The organism is Bradyrhizobium sp. Rc3b (assembly GCF_900114915.1).
Taxonomy (GTDB): Bacteria; Pseudomonadota; Alphaproteobacteria; order Rhizobiales; family Xanthobacteraceae; genus Bradyrhizobium.
Window position 1 is genome coordinate 254563 of the sequence record NZ_FOUS01000006.1, and the last position, 23902, is coordinate 278464.

16 protein-coding genes are annotated in these 23902 nt (G+C 65.2%); 9 read left to right on the forward strand and 7 right to left on the reverse strand.

Annotated elements, in window-relative coordinates:
• Positions 1-8: 8 nt before the first annotated feature.
• From ccmI to BM190_RS40440, 6 genes are all read right to left on the reverse strand, one after another.
• Positions 9-1118: a c-type cytochrome biogenesis protein CcmI gene (gene ccmI, locus BM190_RS16155; protein ID WP_092256895.1), complete on the reverse strand. Its 1110-nt coding sequence runs from the start codon at positions 1116-1118 to the stop codon at positions 9-11.
• Between the two features lie 131 nt (positions 1119-1249).
• Positions 1250-1519, reverse strand: a complete 270-nt coding sequence (locus tag BM190_RS16160) for a hypothetical protein (protein WP_028143006.1) — start codon at positions 1517-1519, stop codon at positions 1250-1252.
• Between the two features lie 100 nt (positions 1520-1619).
• On the reverse strand, positions 1620-3020 hold the full coding sequence (locus BM190_RS16165; protein WP_092256484.1) for a hypothetical protein: 1401 nt from the start codon (positions 3018-3020) through the stop codon (positions 1620-1622).
• A gap of 160 nt (positions 3021-3180) precedes the next feature.
• Complete coding sequence (locus BM190_RS16170) at positions 3181-4557, reverse strand: ATP-binding protein (RefSeq protein ID WP_018315822.1); 1377 nt, start codon at positions 4555-4557, stop codon at positions 3181-3183.
• Positions 4558-4651: 94 nt separating this feature from the next.
• Positions 4652-5317: a response regulator transcription factor gene (locus tag BM190_RS16175; RefSeq protein WP_018315821.1), complete on the reverse strand. Its 666-nt coding sequence runs from the start codon at positions 5315-5317 to the stop codon at positions 4652-4654.
• A gap of 230 nt (positions 5318-5547) precedes the next feature.
• A complete protein-coding gene (locus tag BM190_RS40440; protein ID WP_018315820.1) occupies positions 5548-5703 on the reverse strand; it encodes a hypothetical protein in 156 nt (51 codons plus the stop codon).
• Positions 5704-5939: 236 nt separating this feature from the next.
• Here BM190_RS40440 and ku point away from each other — a divergent pair, with 236 nt between their 5' ends.
• The 6 genes from ku to BM190_RS16205 all read left to right on the forward strand — a co-directional run bounded on the left by ku (position 5940) and on the right by BM190_RS16205 (position 15059).
• Positions 5940-6935 carry a non-homologous end joining protein Ku gene (gene ku, locus BM190_RS16180; RefSeq protein ID WP_092256486.1) on the forward strand — a complete coding sequence of 332 codons (996 nt, stop codon included), beginning with the start codon at positions 5940-5942 and terminating at the stop codon, positions 6933-6935.
• Between the two features lie 57 nt (positions 6936-6992).
• Positions 6993-7229 (forward strand): hypothetical protein, encoded by a 237-nt coding sequence (locus tag BM190_RS16185; protein ID WP_018315818.1) that lies wholly within the window; start codon positions 6993-6995, stop codon positions 7227-7229.
• A 289-nt stretch (positions 7230-7518) separates the two neighbouring features.
• Complete coding sequence (locus tag BM190_RS16190) at positions 7519-7683, forward strand: Flp family type IVb pilin (RefSeq protein ID WP_018315817.1); 165 nt, start codon at positions 7519-7521, stop codon at positions 7681-7683.
• Between the two features lie 215 nt (positions 7684-7898).
• Entirely contained in the window at positions 7899-9458 is a 1560-nt protein-coding gene (locus BM190_RS16195; RefSeq protein WP_092256489.1) for a thymidine phosphorylase family protein, read from the forward strand.
• A complete protein-coding gene (locus BM190_RS16200; protein WP_092256492.1) occupies positions 9455-11050 on the forward strand; it encodes an MBL fold metallo-hydrolase in 1596 nt (531 codons plus the stop codon). The genes BM190_RS16195 and BM190_RS16200 overlap by 4 nt, the downstream gene beginning before the upstream one ends.
• A 1255-nt stretch (positions 11051-12305) precedes the next feature.
• Positions 12306-15059 (forward strand): beta strand repeat-containing protein, encoded by a 2754-nt coding sequence (locus tag BM190_RS16205; RefSeq protein WP_092256496.1) that lies wholly within the window; start codon positions 12306-12308, stop codon positions 15057-15059.
• Between the two features lie 620 nt (positions 15060-15679).
• On the opposite strand, the gene BM190_RS16215 is transcribed toward BM190_RS16205, so the two are convergent.
• The gene (locus BM190_RS16215) at positions 15680-16351 is read right to left on the reverse strand and encodes a type 1 glutamine amidotransferase domain-containing protein (protein WP_092256502.1); all 672 of its coding nucleotides are present in this window, start codon (positions 16349-16351) and stop codon (positions 15680-15682) included.
• Positions 16352-16832: 481 nt separating this feature from the next.
• Here BM190_RS16215 and BM190_RS16220 point away from each other — a divergent pair, with 481 nt between their 5' ends.
• The 3 genes from BM190_RS16220 (at position 16833) to BM190_RS16230 (ending at position 23884) form a co-directional block, all read left to right on the forward strand.
• Complete coding sequence (locus BM190_RS16220) at positions 16833-18509, forward strand: thiamine pyrophosphate-requiring protein (protein WP_283806121.1); 1677 nt, start codon at positions 16833-16835, stop codon at positions 18507-18509.
• 86 nt (positions 18510-18595) lie between these two features.
• Positions 18596-22156, forward strand: coding sequence for a GAF domain-containing protein (locus tag BM190_RS16225; protein WP_092256508.1), 3561 nt, complete (start codon positions 18596-18598; stop codon positions 22154-22156).
• A 27-nt stretch (positions 22157-22183) separates the two neighbouring features.
• Positions 22184-23884, forward strand: a complete 1701-nt coding sequence (locus BM190_RS16230; protein WP_177237103.1) for an alpha/beta hydrolase — start codon at positions 22184-22186, stop codon at positions 23882-23884.
• Positions 23885-23902: the final 18 nt, after the last annotated feature.

Sequence of the window (23902 nt, forward strand, 5' to 3'; positions counted from 1 at the left end):
CGACATCGTCATCCGCCGAGCCCGAGAGTCCTGAGGCCTTCGTTGAGCTGGCGCAGCCGCTCGGCGTCGCTGGCAACCGCCTGCCGGGCATCGGCCGATGCCCCCATGGCTTTGTCCCGCTCGCCCATCACGAGATAGGCACGCACCAGGCGCAACCATCCATCGACGTCGTCGCCGTTCTGCTTCAACCGGGTAGCCAGACGATCGACCATGCCGCGCACCATCGCGTTGCGATCGCCTTCGGCCATATCCTTGGAAGCGGCGATCGTCTCGTCCGACAGAGCCGGCATCGTCCCGCCACCGACCCGCGCCAGCGAGGATTGCACCAGGGCACGCCACGGCGCATCCGCGGGCGCTTTCACAAGCAGCGCGCGCCAGATCGTGGCTGCATCGCCCTTGCGACCATCCTGCTCGGCGGCAAGGCCCAGGAAGTAGTTCGCCTTGGGATCGTCCGCGTTCAGGGCCTGCGCACGCTCGAACTCCGCCTTGGCCTCGACGGTCACTACACCGCCGGCGGCAGCCGAGATCGCTTCGCCGAGATCGGACCGGCGCTCCGCGCTCTCGCCATTATAGGTGAGCGAGTTGCGATAGGCACGCACCGCATCGTCGAAACGGCCGAGCCGCTCCAGCACCGGCGCGAGCACATTCCAGCCGCGCCCGTCGGTCGGATTCTTCTCCAGATGCTGCTGGACCTGCACGACGAGATTCTCGAGCGACTGCGCAACGCCGGACCCGGATCCGCGCTCGCGCTGCGCCAGGGGAAAGTCCTGAAGCCGGGGCGAGCCGAGTGGCATATAAATGCCGATCGCAACGAGCGGCAGGCCCGCGAGCGCCAGCACGGCCGCCGCGCGGCGCCATTTGAGATTCGATTTCGGCGCCATGGCTGGCTCGCTGGCGGCCGCAGCGAGCAGCCTGCGGCTGATCTCGACGCGCGCAGCCTCGGCGTCCGGCGCGGGAATCAAGCCTGCGGCGAGATCACGCTCGATCTCGGCCAATTGGTCCTTGTAAACCGCGACCTCGCTGCCCTGGTCTTGCGCGCGTCCATTGCGGCCAAGCGGCCAGAGCACGGCGAAAATCGCCGCGACCGTCATCAGCGCGAACACGAACCATAGCGTCATCTGGCAAGCTTCCGGCAGCGCACGAACCGCGCCCATAGGTGGCTTTACACCACGGCCGGACGATGCGGCAATTGACAATTGTCAATTTGGCGCGACCGCGCGCGGTCTCGAAACGGTGAAAATCCAACGGCTTAGCCGATCTCGAAGTCCGTACTTTGCGCGGCGTCCTCACCGTGGCCGTTGAAGGCCCTCAGGAAGTATGTTCCCGGCTTGACTGCGTCCGGCAATCTGATGCGCAGCGCTCCGACCGGAACCGGGGATGCAACCCTCGTGATTGTCTCGGAGAGTTGCCGACCGCTTGCCTTCTCGACCAGCACCACTTTGGCACCGACCATCAGTCTCTGATACTTGGCAACAATGATGCGGTTCTCGATTTCGATGGAGCTGATAACGGGTTTCATGCGCCCACAAATAGAAGTTCCCCGGACTTGCACGGGGACCGTACGGCGCACCACCGGTACCGTCAACCACAAATTGTGATCACGAAAATATGCGCTTAGGTTAGCTCGCGCGCGACGATTTGCGCTCGCCGGTCGCTGCGTTCTCCGCGGCCCGGCTCATCAACGAGGCGTAATCATCGCCAAACAGCACCTGGCAGAAGCGAATCGCGGCCTGCACCTGCTGCTGCCGATAGGTGCGGACCTTGTGATCGGCGGCGCGCAGCGACTGCACCAGCTGCTCGGTCGAACGTTCGACATATTGCTGGAGGTCGGAATAGGTGCGCAGCGTCACCTCGTTGATCGCAAGCTCGCTCGCATAATTGCGGCAGGTCGCGACGAAATCGATCAGCGCCGCCGTTTCCTCCACCTCGGTGCTGTCGATCCGCGCACCCGGCGGAATGTCTTTCTCGGGGCGCTGGCGCAGGATGCGGCGAACGCGGCCGGGAACGCTGTCGATCTCGGATTGCAGCGCATTGGAGATGTCGGCCCGGATCGAGGTCAGTTGCTTGCCCCAGGCGGAATCGTTGCGCAGGTCGAGCTCGGTGCGCAGGCCGCGCACGCCGTCGTGCAACGCCTTGAGGTTGCCGGCAACATTGTCGAAATGGCTGCGCTTGATGTCCATGCGCAGGGTGGCGGCAACACAGGACAGGTCGTGCAGCGCAATCGTGACGGCAACGCCGTAAGGCGTCGCCGCGACGCGGATCTCGTCGTCGGACGCGGCAATCTTGATGGCGAGGCGGATGATCTGCCACGGGGCCGTCATCCGCTGCACCACGATCGACAGCGCGAAGGGCAGCATCTGCGGGGTCTGCAGTACCGGAATGTTGAGCGCCGACGTCACCGAGGCGATCTGGGGATCGCCGAAAGCGCGCAAGGTGCGCGGCAGCTTCTCGTTCAAGCCGGCGATGGCCTCCCGGACCTGAAGCACCGCTCCGATCGAATAGAGGTCCTCGATCACGTTGGGCGCGCCGACCCGGGCCAGCGCGCGCGACTTGTCGCCGCCGCCGGGACCGGTCAGCTCGAAAATGGCATCCGCAGCCACCCCCTGGAGCTTCTGCGCGAGGGCCTCGACCTGCCCCGCACTATCGGGGGGCATCCGCGCCAGCGCGGCCTCGAATTCGTTCACCTTGCCCGGTGCGCCGTCGCGGCCGAGCCATTGCCAGATCGGCTGGAGCGAGGTGCGGCGGATCTGGCCGACTCGCAGCGGGACGCCAGCCTCGATCAGGAACGGTTCCAACGCTTGGAACAGCAGCCGCGACAGATCGTCCGTGCGCGGCGGCGGGGCTTCATCGGCTTCGGACTTGCGGACGATCTTGCGCAACTGCTCGAGCACCAGGGTCGCGACAGCCGTGTCCTGGCCGCGCTCCAGCGCGCGCTCGAACTCCCGCATCAGCAGCGCCTGCGCCTGCGGCGGGAGCTGCGCGAGATATTCCCTCAGCCGCTCGATCGATGTCTGGCTCATGCGCCCGGGTAATGCACGGTAAAATGGCGGACATGGGATGGGTCCGGCGCGATCATAGGAGGCCCCCACTTAAGAAGCCGTTTAGGACGTCGGACCGAATCCCGCCAGTTTGCTGCGGCCGGGCATCGACGAGGACGAATAACCTCGTCGGAACAATGGATTACATGCCGGGAAGGACCAGTTCGGCGCGCAGGCCGCCGGTCGGCGCACCACCGAGCGAGAGGCTGCCGCCATAAAGTGCGGCGAGGTCGGTCACGATCGACAGTCCCAGACCCGAGCCCGGCTTGGATTCGTCGAGCCGCTGGCCGCGCCGGGAGACCTGCGCCCGCTCGGCTTCCGAGAGGCCACGGCCGTCGTCATCGACGATGATCCGCAGCCGCGGGCCCACCCCCGCCTGGTGCGGCGGCTCCACGAGGACCTCGATGAAGACGCGCAAGGCCGCCCATTTGCAGGCATTGTCGACGAGATTGCCGACCATCTCCTCCAGATCCTGCCTCTCGCCGCGAAATTTTGCCGACGGATCGGCCTTGGCTTCGACCACGATGCCGCGGTCACGATGGATTTTCTCCATGGTCCGCCGCAATGCCTCGATGGCCGGCGCCACTTCCGTCACGGTCGCGACCACCGAGACTCGCGCCGCGATACGCGCGCGCTCCAGGTGATGAGCGACCTGGTCGCGCATCACATCCGCCTGCTCCATCACCTTGGCCGCGAAGGGATCGGTGATGTGGGCGCCGGCCTCGTTGACGATGACCGAGAGCGGCGTCTTGATCGCGTGGGCGAGATTGCCGACATGGGTGCGCGCGCGCTCGACGATCTCCCGATTGGCATCGATCAGCGCGTTGGTCTCGCGCGCCAGCGGCGCGATCTCGACCGGAAATTCGCCCTCCAGCCGCTCCGCCCGCCCGGAACGGATGTCGGCGATCGATTCCGAGATGCGCTTGAGCGGTGCGAGGCCGAAGCGGACCTGGAACACGGTCGTCAGCAGCAGCACGATGCCGAGCGCGGTGAAGGTGCCGCCGAGATAATAGTCGAAGCTGCGCGTCTCGTCGAAGATCTCGGTGTCGTCGCCGGCGACGCTGACCAGAAACTTGCCGTCGGCGCCGAGATCGACCGGCCGTTCCACCATGCGCAGATTCTGGCCTTCGGGCCCGTCGACATAGGCCAGCCGGATGCCGGCGGCGGTGAGCTCGGCGCCCTGCTCTTCCAGCTTCGGCAGCTTCTTGTCCCAGAGCGAGCGCGAGGAGCGCACCTCCGGCTTTTCGGTGTCGGTCCGCGTGATCTGCCAGTACCAGCCGGACAGCGGCAGCTCGAACAGCGGCTCGCCCAGCGACTGGAACTGGCGGTCGGGCGGCTCGTCGGGAGTTGCGACCTCGGCGATGAGGGTGCGGAGATAGAGATTGAGCCGCCTGTCGAAGGCGCGCTCGGTGGCGTTCTTGTAGACCGACGACAGCACCACGCCGGTGATGGCCAGGATCACCACGAGCCAGGCGGTCGCCGACAGGAACAGGCGGGTCGCAAGCGAACTAGCGGCCATCGGAATGATCCCGGGAGGCGCAGGATGGCGGGGCGTCAGAGCTCATGACCGGACCAAGGCCCCTGCCGGGCTGCCCGTCAAGCCCCGGAACGCGTCAGGCGGCCGGCGGGGTCAGGAGATAGCCGAGGCCGCGGACGGTCTGGATGATGTCGACGTCGAGCTTCTTGCGGATGCGGCCGACGAACACCTCGATCGTATTGGAGTCGCGGTCGAAATCCTGATCGTAGAGGTGCTCGACCAGCTCGGTGCGCGAGACCACGCGCCCGGAATGGTGCATCAGGTAGGCCAGAAGCCGATATTCGTGCGAGGTCATCTTGACCGGATTGCCGGAGACGCTGACGCGGCCGGTCCTGGTGTCTAGCGTGACGGGACCGCAGCTCAGCTCGCTCTGGGCATGGCCGGTCGAGCGGCGCAGCAGCGCGCGGATGCGCGCCAGCACCTCCTCCAGATGGAACGGCTTTGCGACATAGTCGTCGGCGCCGGCATCGAAGCCCTGCACCTTGTCGCTCCAGCGGTCGCGTGCGGTGAGGATCAGGACCGGCATGGTGCGGCCGTTGCGGCGCCAGGCCTCCAGCACCGAGATGCCGTCCTTCTTCGGCAGGCCGATGTCGAGCACGACGGCGTCATACGGCTCGTTGTCGCCGAGATAGTGCCCCTCCTCTCCGTCGAAGGCGCGATCGACGACATAGCCGGCGTCGGTCAACGCCTTGGTGAGCTGGCGATTGAGATCGGGGTCGTCCTCAACAACGAGCAGGCGCACGCTTCTCTCCAGACATAGGCCGCATCAACACCACACCAGATGAGCAATTCCGGCGTGAACTGAATATGAACGCGGGGAACCGGGCGCGTTACTTTTTGGTCATATACGATAGGTCAGCAGCCGATGCGACTGCGCCCGCCATGCGACCGGACGAGCCGGCAACATGGCGGGCGCAACGTGCCGCGTGCCGCGGCAGGTCGGAAGGTCCGCCCTTCCCGTGTTTTCGGCCGTCAGGTCCGGAAGAACACGAACCAGATGACGGCGAGGATCAGGATCGCAAGCCCGGTCGAGATGGCGAGCAATGCGGCAACTGACGGCCCAGGTTCGCCCTGACGCGCCTCGGTTGGTGTTTCGACGATCTGACGCTGCTCTCGCGTGGTTGCCATGATGCCCTCAATCTCTGCGTGTCGCCTCCGATGACCGCGACCTCCTCGCAGCCGTGCATGCGGAGCCAACGCCCGATCCGATGTGATGTTCCGGCTTCTGCCACCCGATCGGGACAGCAACCCCACGCCCTATGGCCGGTTAACGCAGTTGCAAGATCAACGCCCGCCCTTGCTATGATTCGCTGTTGCCCGATGGTATCCTCGTAAGTCTGTCCTTGTTGCGTTTGGAGTAGCCCATGGCCCCCCGCGCCAATTGGAAGGGTTTTCTGCGTTTGTCGCTCGTGACCTGCCCGGTCGCGCTCTATCCGGCCACTTCGGATACCGAGAAGGTCTCCTTCAACCAGATCAACCGCAAGACCGGCCACCGGATCAAGTACCTCAAGGTCGACGCCGAGACCGGCGACGAGGTGACCTCTGAGGACATCGTCAAGGGCTACAAGGTCGACACCGACACCTATATCGAGGTCACCAAGGACGAGCTCGACGACATCGCGCTCGACTCGACCCACACGATCGATATCGACGAGTTCGTGCCGAAGGCCGACATCGACAACCGCTATCTGATCCGCCCCTATTATCTCGTGCCCGACGGCAAGGTCGGCCATGACGCCTATGCAGTGATCCGCGAGACCATCCGCAGCATGGACAAGGTCGCGATCGGCCGCGTGGTGCTGACCAACCGCGAGCATATCATCGCACTCGAGCCGCTCGAGAGCGGGCTGATGGGCACGCTGCTGCGCTATCCCTACGAGGTCCGCAGCGAGACCGAATATTTCGACGACATCCAAGACGTGAAGCTGACCAGGGACATGCTCGACCTCGCCAAGCACATCGTCGAGAAGAAATCCGGCGCGTTCGAGCCTGAGCTGTTCGAGGACCATTACGAGACCGCGCTGATCGATCTCATCAACAAGAAGCGCAGCGGCGCCCCGATCACCGCCAAGGCCGCGCCGAAGAGCGGCGGCAACGTCATCAACCTGATGGACGCGCTGAAGAAGAGCATCGCGAACGAGAAGGACGCCGCGCCTGCGGCGAAGGTCGCCAAGGAAGCAGCCAAATCCAAGAAGCCGAAGAAGCGCGTCGCAGGCCAGCGCGAGATGCTGCTGCCGATCGCCGGCAAAGGCGGCAAGGACGCTGCTGCGAAGACGGCGACCAGGGAAGCGACCAGGGAAACTTCGAAGAAGGCCGACAAGCCGGTGCGCGCGCCTGCTCGGGCGAAGAAGGCCGGCTAGCCGCATCCCCCCGCGATTGCGCCGTGATGCCACCCCTCGCCGATCAGGCGGCCTGACATGCCCTGGTCGACGGCGTTCGACGACCCCGTTCGCGTGAGCAACAAGCGCCAGCTGCTGACGCTTCAGGAGGCGGCCGACTACATCATGCGGCTGCCCGAGGACGTCCAGCACGAGCCGCGCTGGCAGACCGCCATCGAGACCTTGATCAATGCGGCCGAGACGGGCGGCGGCTGGGTGATGTTCGCCCGCATCGCCATGTTGCGGGCGTTGAATGCGGACGACCGGCGCGGATGAGCGCCATGGTGTCCTTGCCGGCCCGTTGACGAACAGGCTCAACAATCGGTTAAGCGGCCGCACGATCGCGGCCTGACGGGCGCTGCGCCCGCGCAGCCCGGCGGAGCCCTGCCGGTATGAATCCATTTGGACGGATCGATAGAACCTTAATTTAATGAATGCCGTCGTATGAGCAGGAACGCGTTCGCCGGGGCTTAATTCTTTTGGCGCGCATGAATACTTATTCGATCCTTTTGCAAGTCCGATAACGACGCGACCATACGTTGGATCGGATGAACGGGAGTTGGCAATGCGTTTGCTTAGGTCCTTCCTTGCCGATGAGAATGGTGCAACCGCGATCGAGTACGGCCTCATTGCCGCAGGCATCGCGCTGGCGATCATAACGGCCGTGAACACCATGGGCGGCGCCCTCCTCAACAACAAGTTTGTCGCGATCAGCACCGGGATAAAGTAGCCCGATCCACGATTTGGCCGGCCAACATCGGCGATATCGCCACGGCATTCGGCTTCCCCTGTCATTTCCAGACCGACGCGCCTGCAGCAGCGCGCCTGCGTGACGGCCCGCAACAGCCCACCCATGTCCCTCGCGCGAGCCATGATCTGGGTCAACAGCATCAGAACGGCGATGTCTAAGCATGGAGGCCGTGTTTCCTCCCTGCCGGCCTGTTCATGCATCCAGACCTTCCGCACTCCCAACTGAAGATCCGCCGCGTCCGGCTCGATACCGGCCGCGAGAACGTGGTCGTCGTCTCCAGGCAGTCGAAGGCGCTGCGCGCCGAGATCTTCCGCGGCTTCAGCCGCGTCGAGCTGCGTCAGGGCAGCAAGGTCTTGCTCGCGACGTTGCTGATCACGGACGACGATACGCTGGTGGCCCCGGACGAGATCGGACTCTCTGAACCCGCGTTGCGGCGCTTCGCGCAAGGCGCCGGCACGCTGGTCACGGTCAGGCCCGCCGCGCCGCCGGAGAGCCTGGAAGCGGTGCGCGCGAAGATCCGCGGGCGAACCCTGAGCCAGGCCGAAATCGGCGCGATCATCAACGACCTCGCGCATTATCGCTACTCGGACATGGAGATCGCCGCCTTCCTGATCGGTTCGGCAAGCTTCATCACCAGCGACGAGCTGCTCGCCCTCACCGGGGCGATGGCCCAGGCCGGCACGCAGTTGGTTTGGCCGACGCCTGTCGTCGTCGACAAGCATTGCATCGGCGGCATTCCCGGCAATCGCACCTCGATGGTCGTGGTGCCGATCGTCGCCGCCCATGGCCTGCCGATCCCGAAGACTTCGTCGCGCGCCATCACTTCGCCTGCCGGCACCGCCGACACCATGGAGGTCCTGGCGCGGGTGAATGTCGGCGTCGAGGAGATGAAGGCGATCGTCTCGGCCTGCAACGGCTGCCTGATCTGGGGCGGGCACGTGAACCTGTCGCCGGCCGACGACGTCCTGATCTCGGTCGAGCGTCCGCTGTGCCTCGATACCCGCGAGCAGATGGTCGCCTCCATCATGTCCAAGAAGATCGCGGCAGGCTCGACGCATCTGTTGATCGACATTCCGGTCGGCCCGACCGCGAAGGTCACCAATGGCGTCGAGGCGATGAGGCTGCGCAAGCTGTTCGAATTCGTCGGCGACCGTTTCGGCCGCACGGTCGAGGTGATCACGACCGACGGAAGCCAGCCGATCGGCAACGGCATCGGGCCGGTGCTCGAGGCCAATGACGTCATGGCCGTGCTCGGCAACGACAAAGACGCGCCGCGCGACCTGCGCGAGAAATCGCTCCGGCTCGCCGCCCATCTGCTGGAATACGATCCGAAGCTGCGCGGCGGCGCCGGCTATGCGAGGGCGCGCGAACTGCTCGACAGCGGCGCGGCGCTGAAGCAGATGCAGAAGATCATCGACGCCCAGGGTCCGTCGACATGCAGCAGCGAGCTCGGATCGCTCAGCTTCGACGTCAAGGCGGCGCATGACGGCACCGTGTCCGCGATCGACTGCCTGCGTCTGAACCGCCTCGCCCGCACCGCCGGCGCGCCGCTCGACAAGGGCGCCGGCATCCGCCTGTTCAAGAAGATCGGCGATCGCGTCGAGCAGGGCGAGCCACTCTATCGCGTCTACACGTTCGACCGCCCTGAGCACGATCTGGCCGCCGATGCCGCCACTGAGGAGACCGGGTTCGTCGTCAATGGTCATGAGACCCCGCAAGGCAAGTTGGCGCATTCGCCGGAGACGACGCCATGAGCATCACCGTTCGATTTTGCGGCGCCGCCCGCACCGTGACCGGTTCGAGCTATCTGTTCCAGACCGCGACCGGCCGCTTCCTGGTCGATTGCGGCCTGTTCCAGGGCCAGAAGACGCTGAAGGAGCTCAACTACGGCGCCTTTCCGTTCCGCCCCGCCGATATCGATGCCGTGCTGCTCACGCACGCCCATATCGACCATAGCGGCCTGTTGCCGAAGCTCGTGCGCGCAGGATTCGACGGACCGATCCTGGCAACGCGCGGCACGATCGACCTCTGCTCCTACATGTTGCCAGACGCCGGCAGCATCCAGGAATCGGAAGTCACGCAGCTCAACCGTCGCAATGCCTCGCGCGGGCGCAAGGAGGTTCAGCCGATCTACACGCAGGCCGACGCCATCGCATCGCTGCAATCGTTTCGCGCCGTCGACTATGAACGCTGGACCGACGTGATCCCTGGCGTCCGTGCGCGCTACTGGAACGCCGGCCATCTGCTCGGCTCGGCCTCGATCGAGCTCGAAATCGCCGAACGGGGCGCGCCACGTCCGCTGCGCGTGCTGCTGTCCGGCGATGTCGGGCCGGAGGCCAAGCTGCTGCAGCCCGATCCCGAAGCGCCGGCCGATTTCGACTACGTCATCTCGGAAGCAACCTACGGCGACCGGCTGCGCGAGGCCACCACACCTGATCTCCGCCGCAAGCACCTCGCGGCCGAGGTGCGCGATGCCGCGACGGCCGGCGGCGCGCTGTTGGTGCCTGCCTTCGCGGTCGAGCGCACCCAGGAGTTGATCGTCGACCTCGTCGACCTGATGGAGCACGGCGAGATTCCGACCGCACCGATCTTCCTCGACTCTCCGCTTGCGATCCGCGCCACCGAAGTGTTCCGCCGCCATGCCGAGAGCCTCGACCCATCCGTCGACGCTGCGCGCCTGCTCAACTCGCCGCATCTCAAATTCACCGAGACCGCGGACGAGAGCAAGGCGATCATGCGCCTGTCCGGATTCCATATCATCATCGCCGCGAGCGGCATGTGCGACGCCGGCCGCATTCGCCATCATCTGAAGCGCTGGCTGTGGAACGAGCGCGCGACCGTGCTGCTCGCCGGCTTCCAGGCCAACGGCACGCTCGGCCGCTTTCTCCAGAACGGAGCCAAGGCCGTGCGGATCCAGGGCGAGGAGATCAAGGTCGCGGCCCGCATCCGCATGATCGACGAATATTCGGGCCATGCCGACGGCGCCGGCATCGCCAGCTGGATCGCGGCGCGCCGGCCCATCGCCCGCGGGCTGTTCCTGGTCCATGGCGAGGAAGACGCGATCGCGGGCCTCGCCGAACGCGTCGCCGAGCGCATCGTTCCGGCGGCCAGGGTCTACCAGCCGATGCTCGACGATATCTACGAGCTCGCCGCTGCCGAACCGCGCGTGCTCGACGTCGATCACCGCCGACGGCTCGCACCGGAGGCCGTGACCCGTCTCGACTGGCACAACGAGATGTCGGAGCTCATGCTCGACATCAACGACAGGGTTGGGGCAGCCGCCGACGACCGCGCCCGCGGCGTCATCATCCGAAGGCTGCGCCGCGCGCTGGAGGAGAAGGCGTAGCGGGAGGCTGAATGACGTTTGACCGCAAAGCGTCGCAGACTCGTCGTTGCGGAGTGCGGAAGCGAGCGTGCGGCCATAGTGCGTCTGTCTCGTGTCCCGGACGCGCTGCAGCGTTCTTTGATGCATGGGCCCCGGCTATGCAGCGCACCACGCCGCGAAGACGCGGCGCGTTGCGCTGCGTCCGGGGCACGAGACCGATTTTTTTGCGATAGACGATAGACATGGCTGCTCATCCTCGCGGCTGGTTTCGCCCGAGCTTTGCTGTCTTCTTCCGCCCTCGTCAAAAGCAAGGGCGCAGGGAAGGCCGGGCGCCGGCTGGCACCCGAAGTCCCGCGTGTGCTCAAGAAGCGCGCACGGGGTGGACGACAGGTGTGCCGGTCGCCCGGCCTTCCCTGCGCGATGGTTTTCACGGTGTCCTTCGTGCTCTCCTCGGGGAGCGATGCACTATTGCCCCCGTCGCCTTGCGGGAATGATCGATGCGCGCCGGTTGGCGCGACATCACCGCAGGACTTGACGCACAGCCCCCGGGCGTCAGGACCACACGACTTCTCCGTCCGCGCACATCCCCATCCGCATTCCCGATTGCTGGCGTGCGCTCGCCATCGAGACTGGACAGAGACGCTGTCAGCGCCGTGTCGTATCGCGCCTGTCGCCGCTCACGGGTTTCCCCGCCCTGCAACCAACATGACGCGCCGACGCCGTCGCGGCCACCGCATCCCGGCCCGCGTCCCGTGACGATCGCGAAACGCCCCTTGTGGCGGGCGGGATGTTTCGGCTTATACGGGAAAACGGAATTTCTGTAAATACGAATATTTTGGCGCGCGGGGGTGGACCCACCGCTGGTGTGCTTTGCCCGTCGGGCAACACAACGGATGGTGGTTGGGGTGGATGAACTCTTCCGAGACCCGATCCATTCGTGTCCGGCCTTGGACAAGGTCTTATCTGCGGCCATCCTTCGAGACGCCCGCTTTAGGCGGGCTCCTCAGGATGAGGACTGAGTCTGCGGACGCAGTCTCAATGGCACCGGCGCCGGTTAGCCTCATCCTGAGGAGACCGCGAAGCGGTCGTCTCGAAGGACGAGGCGCGCGCTCAGGCCGTCCCCCCGAAAATCAAGCTGTTCTCAAGAAAAACAGGAGGCCCTCGGAAGAGCTTCGTCAAGCCGGAACCGGCATCCCGACCTACAGATGAGATCGTCTGCCGTTCGCCCCGGCAATACCGCCGCACGGCCCATTTCGATCACGCAAAGCGAGTGCATATGGCTGTCACAGCAAATTTTTCTGCCGGAATCCTCAGCGTCTTTGGCAACGGCCACAACAACACGGTCTTGTTGGGCCGCAACCCAGCCGGGACGATCGTCGTCAACCATGGCGCGGTCGCAATCAAGGGTGGCCCCGCGACGGTCGCCAACACCAAATTGATCCAGGCCTTCGGCCTCGACGGCAACGACATCATCACGATAGACGAGAGCAACGGCGCGATGCCTGCGGCGAACCTGTTCGGCGGCGCGGGCAACGATACGCTGACCGGCGGATCCGCTGGCGACATGCTGTTCGGCCAGTCCGGTCACGACACGCTGTTCGGCAAGGGCGGCAACGATTTGCTGTTCGGCGGCTCCGGCAATGACGTGCTGATCGGCGGCGACGGTAACGACCAGATGTTCGGCGAAGCGGGCAACGACCGCATGATCTGGAACCCCGGCGACGACAGCGACCTGATGGAAGGCGGCGAAGGCATCGACACCGCCGAGGTGAACGGCGGCAACGGCGGCGAGACCTTCGCCATCATGGCCAACGGGACGCGCGTGCGCTTCGACCGGGTCGATGTGGCCCCGTTCTCGCTGGACATCGGCACCACCGAGAACCTCGTGCTCAAGGCCGGCGGCGGCGACGACGTCGTCACCGCAACTGGCAATCTCGCCGCACTGATCAATCTGACGATCGACGGCGGGGCCGGCAACGACACGATCCTCGGCGGCAACGGCGCGGACCGCCTGCTGGGCGGCGATGGCAACGACTTCATCGACGGCAATCAAGGCAACGACACCGCCCTGCTCGGCGCCGGCAACGATACCTTCCAGTGGGATCCCGGCGACGGCAGCGACAAGGTCGAAGGACAGGCCGGCACCGACACCCTGTTGTTCAACGGCTCGAACATCGGTGAGGAGATCACCCTGTCCGCTGCCCATGACGGACGCACGCTGCTGACCCGCAATGTCGGCAACATCACGATGGACCTCGACGGCATCGAAACCGTCACCATCAACGCGCAGGGCGGCAGCGACAACATCGTCGTCAGCGACCTGACGAGAACCGACGTCAGGCAGGTCAATATCGATCTCGGATCAGGCGGCACCGGAGACGGGGCGGCCGATACCGTGACGCTCGAAGGCGCCCGCAGCGCCGATACCATCGAGGTGTCCGGCTCCGGCAATTCGGTTGCGATCACGGGATTGCCGGCCGCTGTCGCCATCACCAGTGCGGAAGGCGCGAACGATGCGCTTCTCATCCAAGGCCTCGGCGGCAACGACACGATCTCGGCGGCGGCATTGGTCGCAGGGATCGTGCACCTGACGATCGATGGCGGCGCCGGCAACGATACGATCCTCGGCAGCGCCGGCAACGACACGCTGATCGGCGGCGACGGCAATGATTTCATCGACGGCAACCAGGGTAACGACGTCGCCCTGCTGGGCGCCGGCAACGATATCGTCCAATGGAATCCGGGCGACGGCAGCGACACCGTCGAGGGCGGCACCGGCGTCGACGCGCTGCGGTTCTTCGGCGCCAACATTGCCGAGAACATCGCCATTGCCGCCAACGGCGATCGCGCGCTGCTGACGCGCGATGTCGCAAACATCACGATGGACCTGCACGGGGTCGAGCAGGTCGATATCCACGCGCTGGGCGGGAGCGATCATGTCACGGTCGGTGATCTGACCGGCACCGACGTGACGCGGGTGAACATCGACCTCGGCGGTTCGGCCGGAACGCCCGACGGCGCCGTCGATACCGTCGCGGTCGATGCGACCCAGGGGGCCGATACGTTCGGCGTCAGCGGCAATGCCGCCGGCGTCACGGTGTTCGGCCTGCACGCGGCCAGCCACCTGACCGCAATGGACGCAACCGATCAGCTGACGCTCAATGGCCTTGCCGGCGACGACACCATCGACGCCAGCGGGCTCGCCGCCGGCGTGCTGCAGCTGACGATCAACGGCGGCATCGGTAACGACACCATCATTGGCAGCCAGGGCGACGACCTGATCAACGGCGGCGACGGCAACGATGTCGCGCTGATGGGCGCGGGCAATGACACCTTCGTCTGGAATCCGGGCGACGACAACGACACGATCGAGGGCCAGGCCGGCAGCGACACCCTGCTGTTCAACGGCGCCAACATCGCGGAAACCATCAACATCTTCGCGAGCGGCTCCCGCGCCGAGCTGACGCGCGACGTCGGCTCAATCACGATGGACACGGGCGGCGTCGAGACGATCGCGTTCAATGCCCGCGGCGGCGCCGACAAGATCATTGTCGGCGACATGAGCGGCACCGACGTGACGCAGGTGAAGATCGACCTTGGCGGCGTCCCCGGCACTCCCGGCGGCGACGAAGCGGCCGACAACATCGTGATCAACGGCACCACCGGCGACGACGTCATCACGCTGTCGCTCAACAGCAACGGCGCGCTGGTGATCGACGGCCTGGCAAGCCAAATGGTGATCGAGAATTTCGACTTCAACGACACCATCACCATCAACGGCCTCAGCGGGGACGACGTGATCGAGGCGTCGGGCGCCGGCCCCGGCGGGCCGCATCTGGTCTTCGACGGCGGTGGCGGCGACGACGTGCTCATCGGCAGCGCCGGCAACGACACGCTGCTCGGCGGGGTCGGCGACGATGTGCTGATCGGCGGCGGCGGCCTCGACGTGCTGGATGGCGGTCCCGGCGACAATGTCGTGATTCAATCGCTGCTCGCCCAAGCAAGCTTCCATGCGGGCACGCTGATCTGAGCCGACGAGGCGCGCTTCGCCCGGCGCCGGCAGGTCTTGCCTGTCGGGCCATGCAGCCGAATACCGCCCGGATGGCGCAGCGCGCTGTCCGGGCCATGACGCTTTGACGGCAAGGCTGGTCCTGATACTCTGTCCGCGTCGTGGTTCGGCGGGCCATGCCATCGATCGTTGAACCTGAGCTGCCGAAAGGATGCGGATGAGACGCGTGACGCTCCTGGCTCTCGGCCTCATGTTTGTCGTCGCATGGCCGCACCAGAACGCGAGAAGCCAGACTTCGGTCGCCCCGCCGGTTTCGCTTGCTGCGCCCGATGCGTCGCCGCGTCCGGGTGCCACCAAGCCGGCACGCGTGACGACAAACAGGGCTCCGCCGGCGGCGTCCGGCAGAGAGACTTCGACACCCACGATAGGCCGGCCTCAAGCGATACCGAATCCGGCCGCCGACTACGACGGCTTCAGCATCGGCACCGTCGATGACAATGACGCCCCGCACCAGGCGACGCCGCCAATGAAGTCACGCGCCGCAAAGAACACCGGGTCCCACGCGGATGCGGATGGCCCCGATCAGGAAGATGGGGCGTTAAAGCGAAAGCTGATGATCTGCCAGGGCTGCAGATAGGACGTCACCGATCCTTAAGGGCGGACAGCAACTCTTTTCCCAACGGTCCGGCCGAAGCGGGGTTCTGCCCCGTGATGAGCCGGCCATCGACGACGACGTGAGGTTGCCAATTGGCGGCCGACGAGTAGTCGGCGCCCTCGGCCCTCAACGCGTCCTCGAGCTCGTAAGGCACATCATCGCGGGCGTAGTCGTATTCTTCCTTCCTCGAGAAGGACGTGAGCTTCTTGCCGCGCACGAACGGGGTGCCATCACCGAGGTTGACGCCGAGCAGCGCGCACGGCCCGTGACAAACAGCGGCGACGAGCTTGCCGGTGGTCCAGGCGCGCACGACGGCACTCTGGACCGTTGCATTGCGCTGGATGTCCACCATGGGCCCAAGACCGCCGGGCACCAGGATGGCGTCGTAGTCGGCAGCGTCCACCTCGGACAGTCTGCGACTGTGATTCAGGCGACGAAAGGCCTTGCTCGCGAGAAAATCTCTCTGGGCGGGATCTTTCTCGTCATACGCATCGTAGGGCGTCCATCCCCCGGCCGGGGATGCGAACTCGACCGCGACCCCGGCCTTGTCAAGCACTTCGAAAGGATGGGCGATCTCGGCGAAAAAGAATCCGGTCTTGCGGCTATGCGGACCGATCACGGCTGCGTTGGTGACGATGAAGAGGACATGCTGGGTCACGTTTCCTTCCTTTCGATGACGCCGTGTGGGGTCGCGCTGGTGCGACGCGGGGAACGCATCAGTTCGGACAAGGCTGCCCGGCTATCTCGGGAACAACGTCGACGCTGCGGTTGATCCCGTTCACCCTGAGCTCGATCATGTCGATATGCCCCCCTTCGCAATGTCGACGCAGCGTGCTTCGAGCATCCGTGACTGTCAAACCGAATCCCCTTTGCATCGGTGCGCGGTTTCAAATTCGCACGGCAACGATTACAGATGCCAATTCGGAAGCAAGCCGGATGCGGTGAGTTCCCTATTGCGACAGCAGCGCAGCGCATGAGTACGTCTCGTCGCGACATTCTGATCAATGGTGAGACGGCGCGGCGAATCTCAACGTCACGATGGCGCCCCGTCCTGCGCGCGCGTTCTGCATGGCTGACCTACCCGCCGGTGTGATCCACCGTGCTTTACGCCTCCTGAATTTCCTGATCCTCTCCCCGTAATCGCCGGATCAACCGGTCAAGCCTCAAGGGAGAGAGACGCCATGAAGCTCGGCACCGCCATTGCGGAAATCATGAGGCGCGAGGGAATCGAGATCCTCTGCGGCTATCCGGTCAACCATCTGATCGAGCATGCGGCCAAGGCCGAGATCCGCCCGGTGATGGTGCGGCAGGAGCGCGTCGGCATCCACATGGCGGATGCGATCTCGCGCGTGACCTCGGGGCACAGCATCGGCGCGTTCTGCATGCAGCATGGACCCGGCGCGGAGAATGCGATGGGCGGCGTCGCGCAGTGCTTTGGCGAATCCGTGCCCGTGCTGGTGCTGCCGATGGGTTATCAGCGCAGGCTTGCGCATGTCGAGCCGAACTTCAATTCCAGCGAGGCGATGAAGCCGTTTTCGAAATCGTCGGAGCCGATCATTCTGGCCGCCGAGGTCGCCAACATCTTCCGCCGCGCCTTCACCAAGCTGAAGAACGGCCGCGGCGGTCCCGTGATCGTCGAAATCCCCTCGGACATGTGGAACGAGGAGGTGCCGGAGCCGCTCGACTACAGGCCGGTGCTGCGCACCCGCTACGGCGCCGACCCCGTGCATGTGAAGGAGGCGGCAGCCCTGCTCGTCAACGCCAAGCGTGCGGTGATCTATGCCGGCCAGGGCGTGCATTACGCGCGGGCCTGGCCGCAGTTGAAGCGGCTCGCGGAGCGGCTGGCGATCCCCGTCACCACCAGCCTAGGCGGAAAATCGTCGTTCCCGGAAACGCATCCGCTCTCGCTCGGCTCCGGCGGACTTGCGGTGCCGCGCGCAGTGCCAAAATTCCTCGCCGAGGCCGACATCATCTTCGGCATCGGCTGCTCCTTCACGGAAACGAACTTCGGCATCGCGATGCCGAAGGGCAAGACCATCATCCATTCCACGCTCGATCCCAACCATCTCAACAAGGATGTAGAGGCGAAGATCGGCCTGGTCGGCGACGCCGGCCTCGTGCTCGACGCGCTGCTGGAGGAGATCGGCAAGACCGTCACTGCTGATCGCGATGCGTCAGCGGTCGCGGCCGAGATCGCGGCCTCGCACAAGGAGTGGCTGGCGAAATGGATGCCGAAGCTCACCAGCAATGACGCGCCGCTCAGCCCGTATCGCGTGCTGTGGGATCTCCAGCACACCGTCGACATCGAGAACACTGTCATCACGCATGATGCCGGCAGTCCGCGCGACCAGCTCTCGCCGTTCTGGAAATCGGTAAAACCCCTCACCTATCTCGGCTGGGGAAAGACGACGCAGCTCGGCTACGGCCTCGGCCTGGCGATGGGGGCGAAACTGGCAAAGCCCGACAAGCTCTGCATCAACGTCTGGGGCGATGCGGCGATCGGCTTCACCGGCATGGATTTCGAGACCGCGGTGCGCGAGCGCATCCCGATCATGTCGATCCTGCTCAACAATTTCTCCATGGCGATCGAATTGAAGGTGATGCCGGTCTCGACCGAAAAATATCGCTCGACCGACATTTCCGGCGACTACGCCGCAATGGCGCGCGCCTTCGGCGGCTATGGCGAGCGGGTGACGAGGCCGGAGGACATCATCCCCGCGATCAAGCGCGGCATCGAGAAGACGAAGGAAGGCATCCCGGTGCTGCTGGAGTTCATCACCAGCAAGGAGACGGAGGTGTCGCGGCCGGGCACGTGAGGCAAGCCAGACGCTGGCTCCGGCCGCAGGGAATGTGATAATCCGCCTCGGTGCCGCGCCTGTCGCGGCATCAAGCCGGATTGCAAATGACCAACCTTTCCCATGACATCGCCGATGAGCTCGCAGCCGAGAATGCGCAACTGCGCAACGCGCTGGCAACTGCGCGGGATCGCCAAAGCGCCAGCGCGGAGATCCTGCGGACCATCGCGGCCTCGCCCTCCGATGCCCGGCCGGTGTTCGAGGCGATCGCGTCGAGTTCCAAGCGTTTGCTGGACGGTTTCTCCGCCACCGTGCTCCAGTTCATCGGCGACGAGCTGCACCTCGTGGCCTACACGCCGACCAGCCCGGAGGCCGACGAAGGGCTCAAGTCGTCGTTCCCGCGCAAGATCACGGAGTTTCCGACCTTTGCGCTGGTACGCGGCGGCGAGACGATCCAGTTTCCCGACAGCGAAGCCGCCGACGTGCCGCAGCTGAACCGCGATCTGGCGCGGCTGCGCGGCTTCCGCAGCGTGCTGTTCATGCCGCTGATGAACCGGGGCACGCCGGTCGGCATGATCAGCGTCACCCGCGCCGAGCCTGGCGCGTTCGCACCCGACCTCGTGCAGCTGCTCCAGACCCTTGCCGACCAGGCCGTGATTGCGATCGAGAATGCACGGCTGTTCAACACGACGCGCGAGGCACTGGAGCGCCAGACCGCCACGGCGGACATTTTGAAGGTGATGGCGGCCTCGCCGTCGGACGAGCAGCCGGTGTTCGAGGCCATTGCGGCCAACGCCAACCGGCTGATCGGCGGCTTCTCCACGGCCGTGCTGCGCTATGTCGACGGCGCTGCGCACCTTGCCGCGTTCACGCCGACCGATCCGGCCGGCGATCACGTGCTGCAGGCCTCGTTCCCGGTGCCGTTCGCGCAGTTCCCGCCCTACCAGCTCGTGGCCAAGGGTGCAGCGGCGCAACTGCCCGACACCGAGCTCGAGCCGGCCGCGCGCGACATCGCCCGCGCCCGCGGCTATCGCAGCATGCTGTTCGCGCCGCTGATGAGCGAGGGCGAAGCGATCGGCGTCATCATCGCGACGCGCCGTGCGACCGGCGCCTTCACTGAACATCATGTGCGGCTGCTGCAGACCTTCGCCGACCAGGCGGTGATCGCCATCAAGAATGTCAGCCTGTTCAATGCGACGCGGGAGGCGCTGGAGCGTCAGACCGCGACCGCCGACATCCTCAAGGTGATCGCGGCTTCGCCTGCCGACGTCACGCCGGTGTTCCAGGCCATCTCCGACAGCGCCAAGACGCTGATCGGCGGACATTCGTCCACCGTCACCCGCGTGGTCGACGGCAAGCTGCATCTGGCCGCCTTCACCACGGATAATGCAGCCGGCAATGCCGATCTGCTCAGCTCGTTCCCCGCACCGCTGTCGTCGCCGGGCATTCACAGCCGGGTGGCTCGAAGCGGAGAATATGCCTTCCGCAGCGACATGCAGAACGAGCCTGATCTCACCGAGGCCATGAAGGAGCTGGCGCGGACGCGGGGCTATCGCAGCATCCTCGCGGTGCCGATGCTGCGCGACGGCGTCGCAATCGGCACCATCGCCGTGACGCGGCCGCAAGCCGGCCAATTCCCGGACAAGGCCATCAACCTGCTCAAGACCTTTGCCGACCAGGCCGTGATCGCGATCGAGAACACGCGCCTGTTCAACGAGGTGCAGGCGCGGACGCACGAACTCGCAGAGTCACTGGAGCAGCAGACTGCAACATCGGAGGTGCTCAGCGTCATCAGCAGATCGGCCGGGGATCTCGCGCCGGTATTCGAGGCGATGCTCAGCAAGGCAATGCAGCTCTGCGGCGCCAGTTTCGGCGTGCTCAACACCTACGACGGCACGCAGTTCCGCACAGCCGCCACTTACGGACTGCCCCCTGCTTACGATGAATACAGGCGCAAGGCGCCCCTCAACTATGGTTCGGCCACCGCGCCCGCGCGGCTTTTGAAGGGCGAACCGTTCGTCGAAATTGTCGACCTGCTGGAGTCAGACGTCTATCGCAGCGGCGAGCCGAATGGTCGGGCGCTGGTCGATCTCGGCGGCGCCCGCTGCCTGCTCGCGGTGCCGTTGCTTCAGGATGAGCGCGTGGTCGGCAACGTCATGATCTTCAGGCAGGAGAGCCGACGGTTCTCGGAGAAGCAGATCACCCTGCTGAACCAGTTCGCGGCGCAAGCCGTGATCGCCATCGAGAACGCGCGGCTACTCAGTGAATTGCGTCAGCGCACCGAGAATTTGACCGAGTCGCTGCAACAACAAACGGCGACTGCCGACGTGCTCAAGGTTATCAGCCGCTCGGCGTTCGACTTGCAGGCCGTGCTCGATACGCTGGTCGAATCGGCGGCGCGACTATGCGAAGCCGATATGGCGGCGATTACCCGCAAATCCGGCAGCTCCTATTTCCGGGCGGGCTCCTACGGCTTTCCAGCCAAATTCGTCGAATATGTAAGAGACCTTCCGGTCCGGCCGGATAGGCGCACCATCACGGGCAGGACCCTGCTCGGCGACAAGGTTGTTCATGTCACCGATGTGCTCGAGGATCCCGATTACTCCTTTGAAGGCCAGGAATTGAGCGGCAATCCGCGTAGCTTCCTGGGTGTGCCCCTACTGCGCGAAGGCAGCACCGTTGGCGCTATTGTTCTCGCACGTCGCGCGATCCGGCCGTTTAGCGAAAAGCAAATCGAACTCGTTACCAGTTTCGCCGACCAAGCCGTCATCGCGATCGAGAATGTGCGCCTCTTCGACGAAGTGCAGGACCGCACCCGGGAGCTTGCGAAGTCGCTCGACGATTTGCGCGCGGCGCAGGATCGCCTGATCCAGACCGAGAAGCTGGCTTCCCTCGGCCAGCTCACCGCCGGCATCGCGCACGAGATCAAGAACCCGCTCAACTTCGTCAACAATTTTGCCTCGCTGTCCGCCGAATTGACCGACGAGCTGAACGAGGTGCTCGCGCCCGTGACGCTCGCGGACGATATCCGCGGCGAAGTCGACGAGCTCACCGGGCTTCTCAAGGACAATCTCGGGAAAATCGTCCAGCACGGACGGCGCGCCGACTCCATCGTCAAGAACATGCTGCTGCATTCGCGCGAGGGCGGCGGCGAACATCGGTTGAGCGACGTCAACGCCGTGGTCGAGGAGAGCCTCAACCTCGCCTATCACGGCGCACGGGCCGAGAAGCCGCAGTTCGACGTGACGCTCAAACGCGAGCTCGATCCGGCGGCAGGCTCGGCCGACGTGTTCCCGCAGGAGATCACGAGGGTGCTGCTGAACCTGATCGGAAACGGATTCCATGCGGTCGCCAAGCGCAAGGCGGAGACCGAGGCGGCCGGTTACGAGCCGGTCGTGACCGCCGCCACCCGTGACCGCGGCGAGCACGTCGAGATCCGCATCCGCGACAACGGCACCGGCATCCCGGACGAGGTGAAGGAGAAGATGTTCAATCCGTTCTTCACCACCAAGCCGGCCGGTGAAGGCACCGGCCTCGGGCTGTCGATGAGCCACGACATCGTGGTGAAGCAGCATGGCGGCACGATCGACGTCGCGACCGCGCCCGGCGAGTTCACCGAATTCACGATCGTGCTGCCGCGCAAGAGCAGCTTTTCAGACAAGCCCTGAGGACAAGTTCGCCCGGGAGGCGTTTTGATGAATCTGGCGCGGTTCATTCGGCGGCAACTCCTCTCGCTATCCGGCGTCGGCCTCATGCTTGGCGCGCTGTCCTTCGCGGCTGCACTGACGCCGACGCTGATCCCCAGGAGCTATCTCACCCAAGGCGTCCTCGCCGGCGGCTGCTTTGCGATCGGCTATTTCGCCGGCGTGCTGTGGCGGCGGCTGTGGCACTATCTCGAGCTGCCTGAGCCGTCGGCGCGCGCCAGATCGATTGCGAATGCGCTGGCGGCAGCCGCCTGCCTGCTCGTCGTCATCGTCTTTCTGTGGCGAGCAGCCGAATGGCAGAACTCGATCCGCGCCGTGATGAAGATGGCGCCGGTCGAGACCGCGCATCCGCTCAAGGTCTGCATCATCGCCCTGATAACCTTCGTCGTGCTGCTGGTGCTGGGGCGGCTGTTCACGCTCCTCGCCCGCTTCCTCGCCGAGCATACGAGGCGCGTCATTCCGCGGAAGCTCGCCAACGTCATCGGCGTGCTCGCCGCGGGCCTGCTGTTCTGGTCGATCGCCAGCAATGTCCTGATCAACGCGGCGTTTCGCGCACTCGACTCCTCCTTCCGCGAACTCGACGTCCTGCTCGAGCCCGAGCGGCCGCAGCCGACTGATCCCGGTCGGACCGGAAGCCTGGCATCACTGGTGAAGTGGCAAGAGCTCGGGCGCATGGGGCGCCGCTTCATTGCCTCGGGTCCGAACGCAACCGAGATCAGCGCCGTCAGCGGAAGGCCGGCGCAGGACCCGATCCGGGTCTATGTGGGCCTCGCCGGCGGCGCCACCGCGCAGGCGCGTGCCAGGCTTGCACTCGAGGAGCTCAAGCGCCAGCACGGTTTTGATCGCAAGATCCTGATCGTCGTCACGCCGACCGGCACCGGCTGGATCGACCCTGCTGCGATGGACACCGTCGAATATCTCCACCATGGCGACGTCGCCAGCGTCGCAATGCAGTACTCCTATCTCAACAGCCCGATGTCGCTGTTGTTTCAGCCCGAATACGGCGCGGAGGCGGCGCGCGCGCTGTTCGCGGAGATCTACGGCTACTGGACGACGCTGCCGAAGGACAGGCGGCCGAAACTGTATCTGCACGGGCTCAGCCTTGGGGCCATGAATTCGGAGAAATCCGCGGAGCTGTTCGAGATGATCGGCGATCCCATCGCCGGCGCGCTATGGAGCGGGGCGCCGTTCGAGAGCCGCTTCTGGCGCTCGATCACTGCGAACCGCAATCCGGGATCGCCGGCGTGGCTGCCGGAATTCCGCGACAACCGCTTCGTGCGCTTCATGAACCAGAACGGACCGACGGTCCCCGCAGACGCGCCGTGGGGTCCGATGCGCGTCGTCTACCTGCAATATGCCAGCGACGCGATCACGTTCTTCGCTTATCGCGATGCCTACCAGGCCCCGGCCTGGATGAGCGCGCCGCGCGGGCCGGACGTGTCACCGGAGCTGCGTTGGTATCCGATCGTGACGATGCTCCAGCTCGCCCTCGACATGGCGGTTGCGACCAACACGCCGATGGGCTTTGGCCATGTCTACGCGCCCGAGCATTATGTCGATGCCTGGATCGCAGTGACCGATGTCCATGACTGGTCCGCCGGCGCGCTGGCGCAGCTCAAAGAGCAGCTTGCGGCGAAAGCGCGGAAGACGGGCGCGGGCAATGCCGACGACGATCCCGATCGCGGCGGCTAGAGCATGATCCGGAAAAGT

Coding starts and splice junctions, on each gene's coding strand:
- ccmI (WP_092256895.1), bottom strand. CDS start 1,118: ATGACGCTATGGTTCGTGTTCGCGCTGATGACGGTCGCGGCGATTTTC.
- BM190_RS16160 (WP_028143006.1), bottom strand. CDS start 1,519: ATGAAACCCGTTATCAGCTCCATCGAAATCGAGAACCGCATCATTGTT.
- BM190_RS16165 (WP_092256484.1), bottom strand. CDS start 3,020: ATGAGCCAGACATCGATCGAGCGGCTGAGGGAATATCTCGCGCAGCTC.
- BM190_RS16170 (WP_018315822.1), bottom strand. CDS start 4,557: ATGGCCGCTAGTTCGCTTGCGACCCGCCTGTTCCTGTCGGCGACCGCC.
- BM190_RS40440 (WP_018315820.1), bottom strand. CDS start 5,703: ATGGCAACCACGCGAGAGCAGCGTCAGATCGTCGAAACACCAACCGAG.
- ku (WP_092256486.1), top strand. CDS start 5,940: ATGGCCCCCCGCGCCAATTGGAAGGGTTTTCTGCGTTTGTCGCTCGTG.
- BM190_RS16185 (WP_018315818.1), top strand. CDS start 6,993: ATGCCCTGGTCGACGGCGTTCGACGACCCCGTTCGCGTGAGCAACAAG.
- BM190_RS16190 (WP_018315817.1), top strand. CDS start 7,519: ATGCGTTTGCTTAGGTCCTTCCTTGCCGATGAGAATGGTGCAACCGCG.
- BM190_RS16195 (WP_092256489.1), top strand. CDS start 7,899: ATGCATCCAGACCTTCCGCACTCCCAACTGAAGATCCGCCGCGTCCGG.
- BM190_RS16200 (WP_092256492.1), top strand. CDS start 9,455: ATGAGCATCACCGTTCGATTTTGCGGCGCCGCCCGCACCGTGACCGGT.
- BM190_RS16205 (WP_092256496.1), top strand. CDS start 12,306: ATGGCTGTCACAGCAAATTTTTCTGCCGGAATCCTCAGCGTCTTTGGC.
- BM190_RS16225 (WP_092256508.1), top strand. CDS start 18,596: ATGACCAACCTTTCCCATGACATCGCCGATGAGCTCGCAGCCGAGAAT.
- BM190_RS16230 (WP_177237103.1), top strand. CDS start 22,184: ATGAATCTGGCGCGGTTCATTCGGCGGCAACTCCTCTCGCTATCCGGC.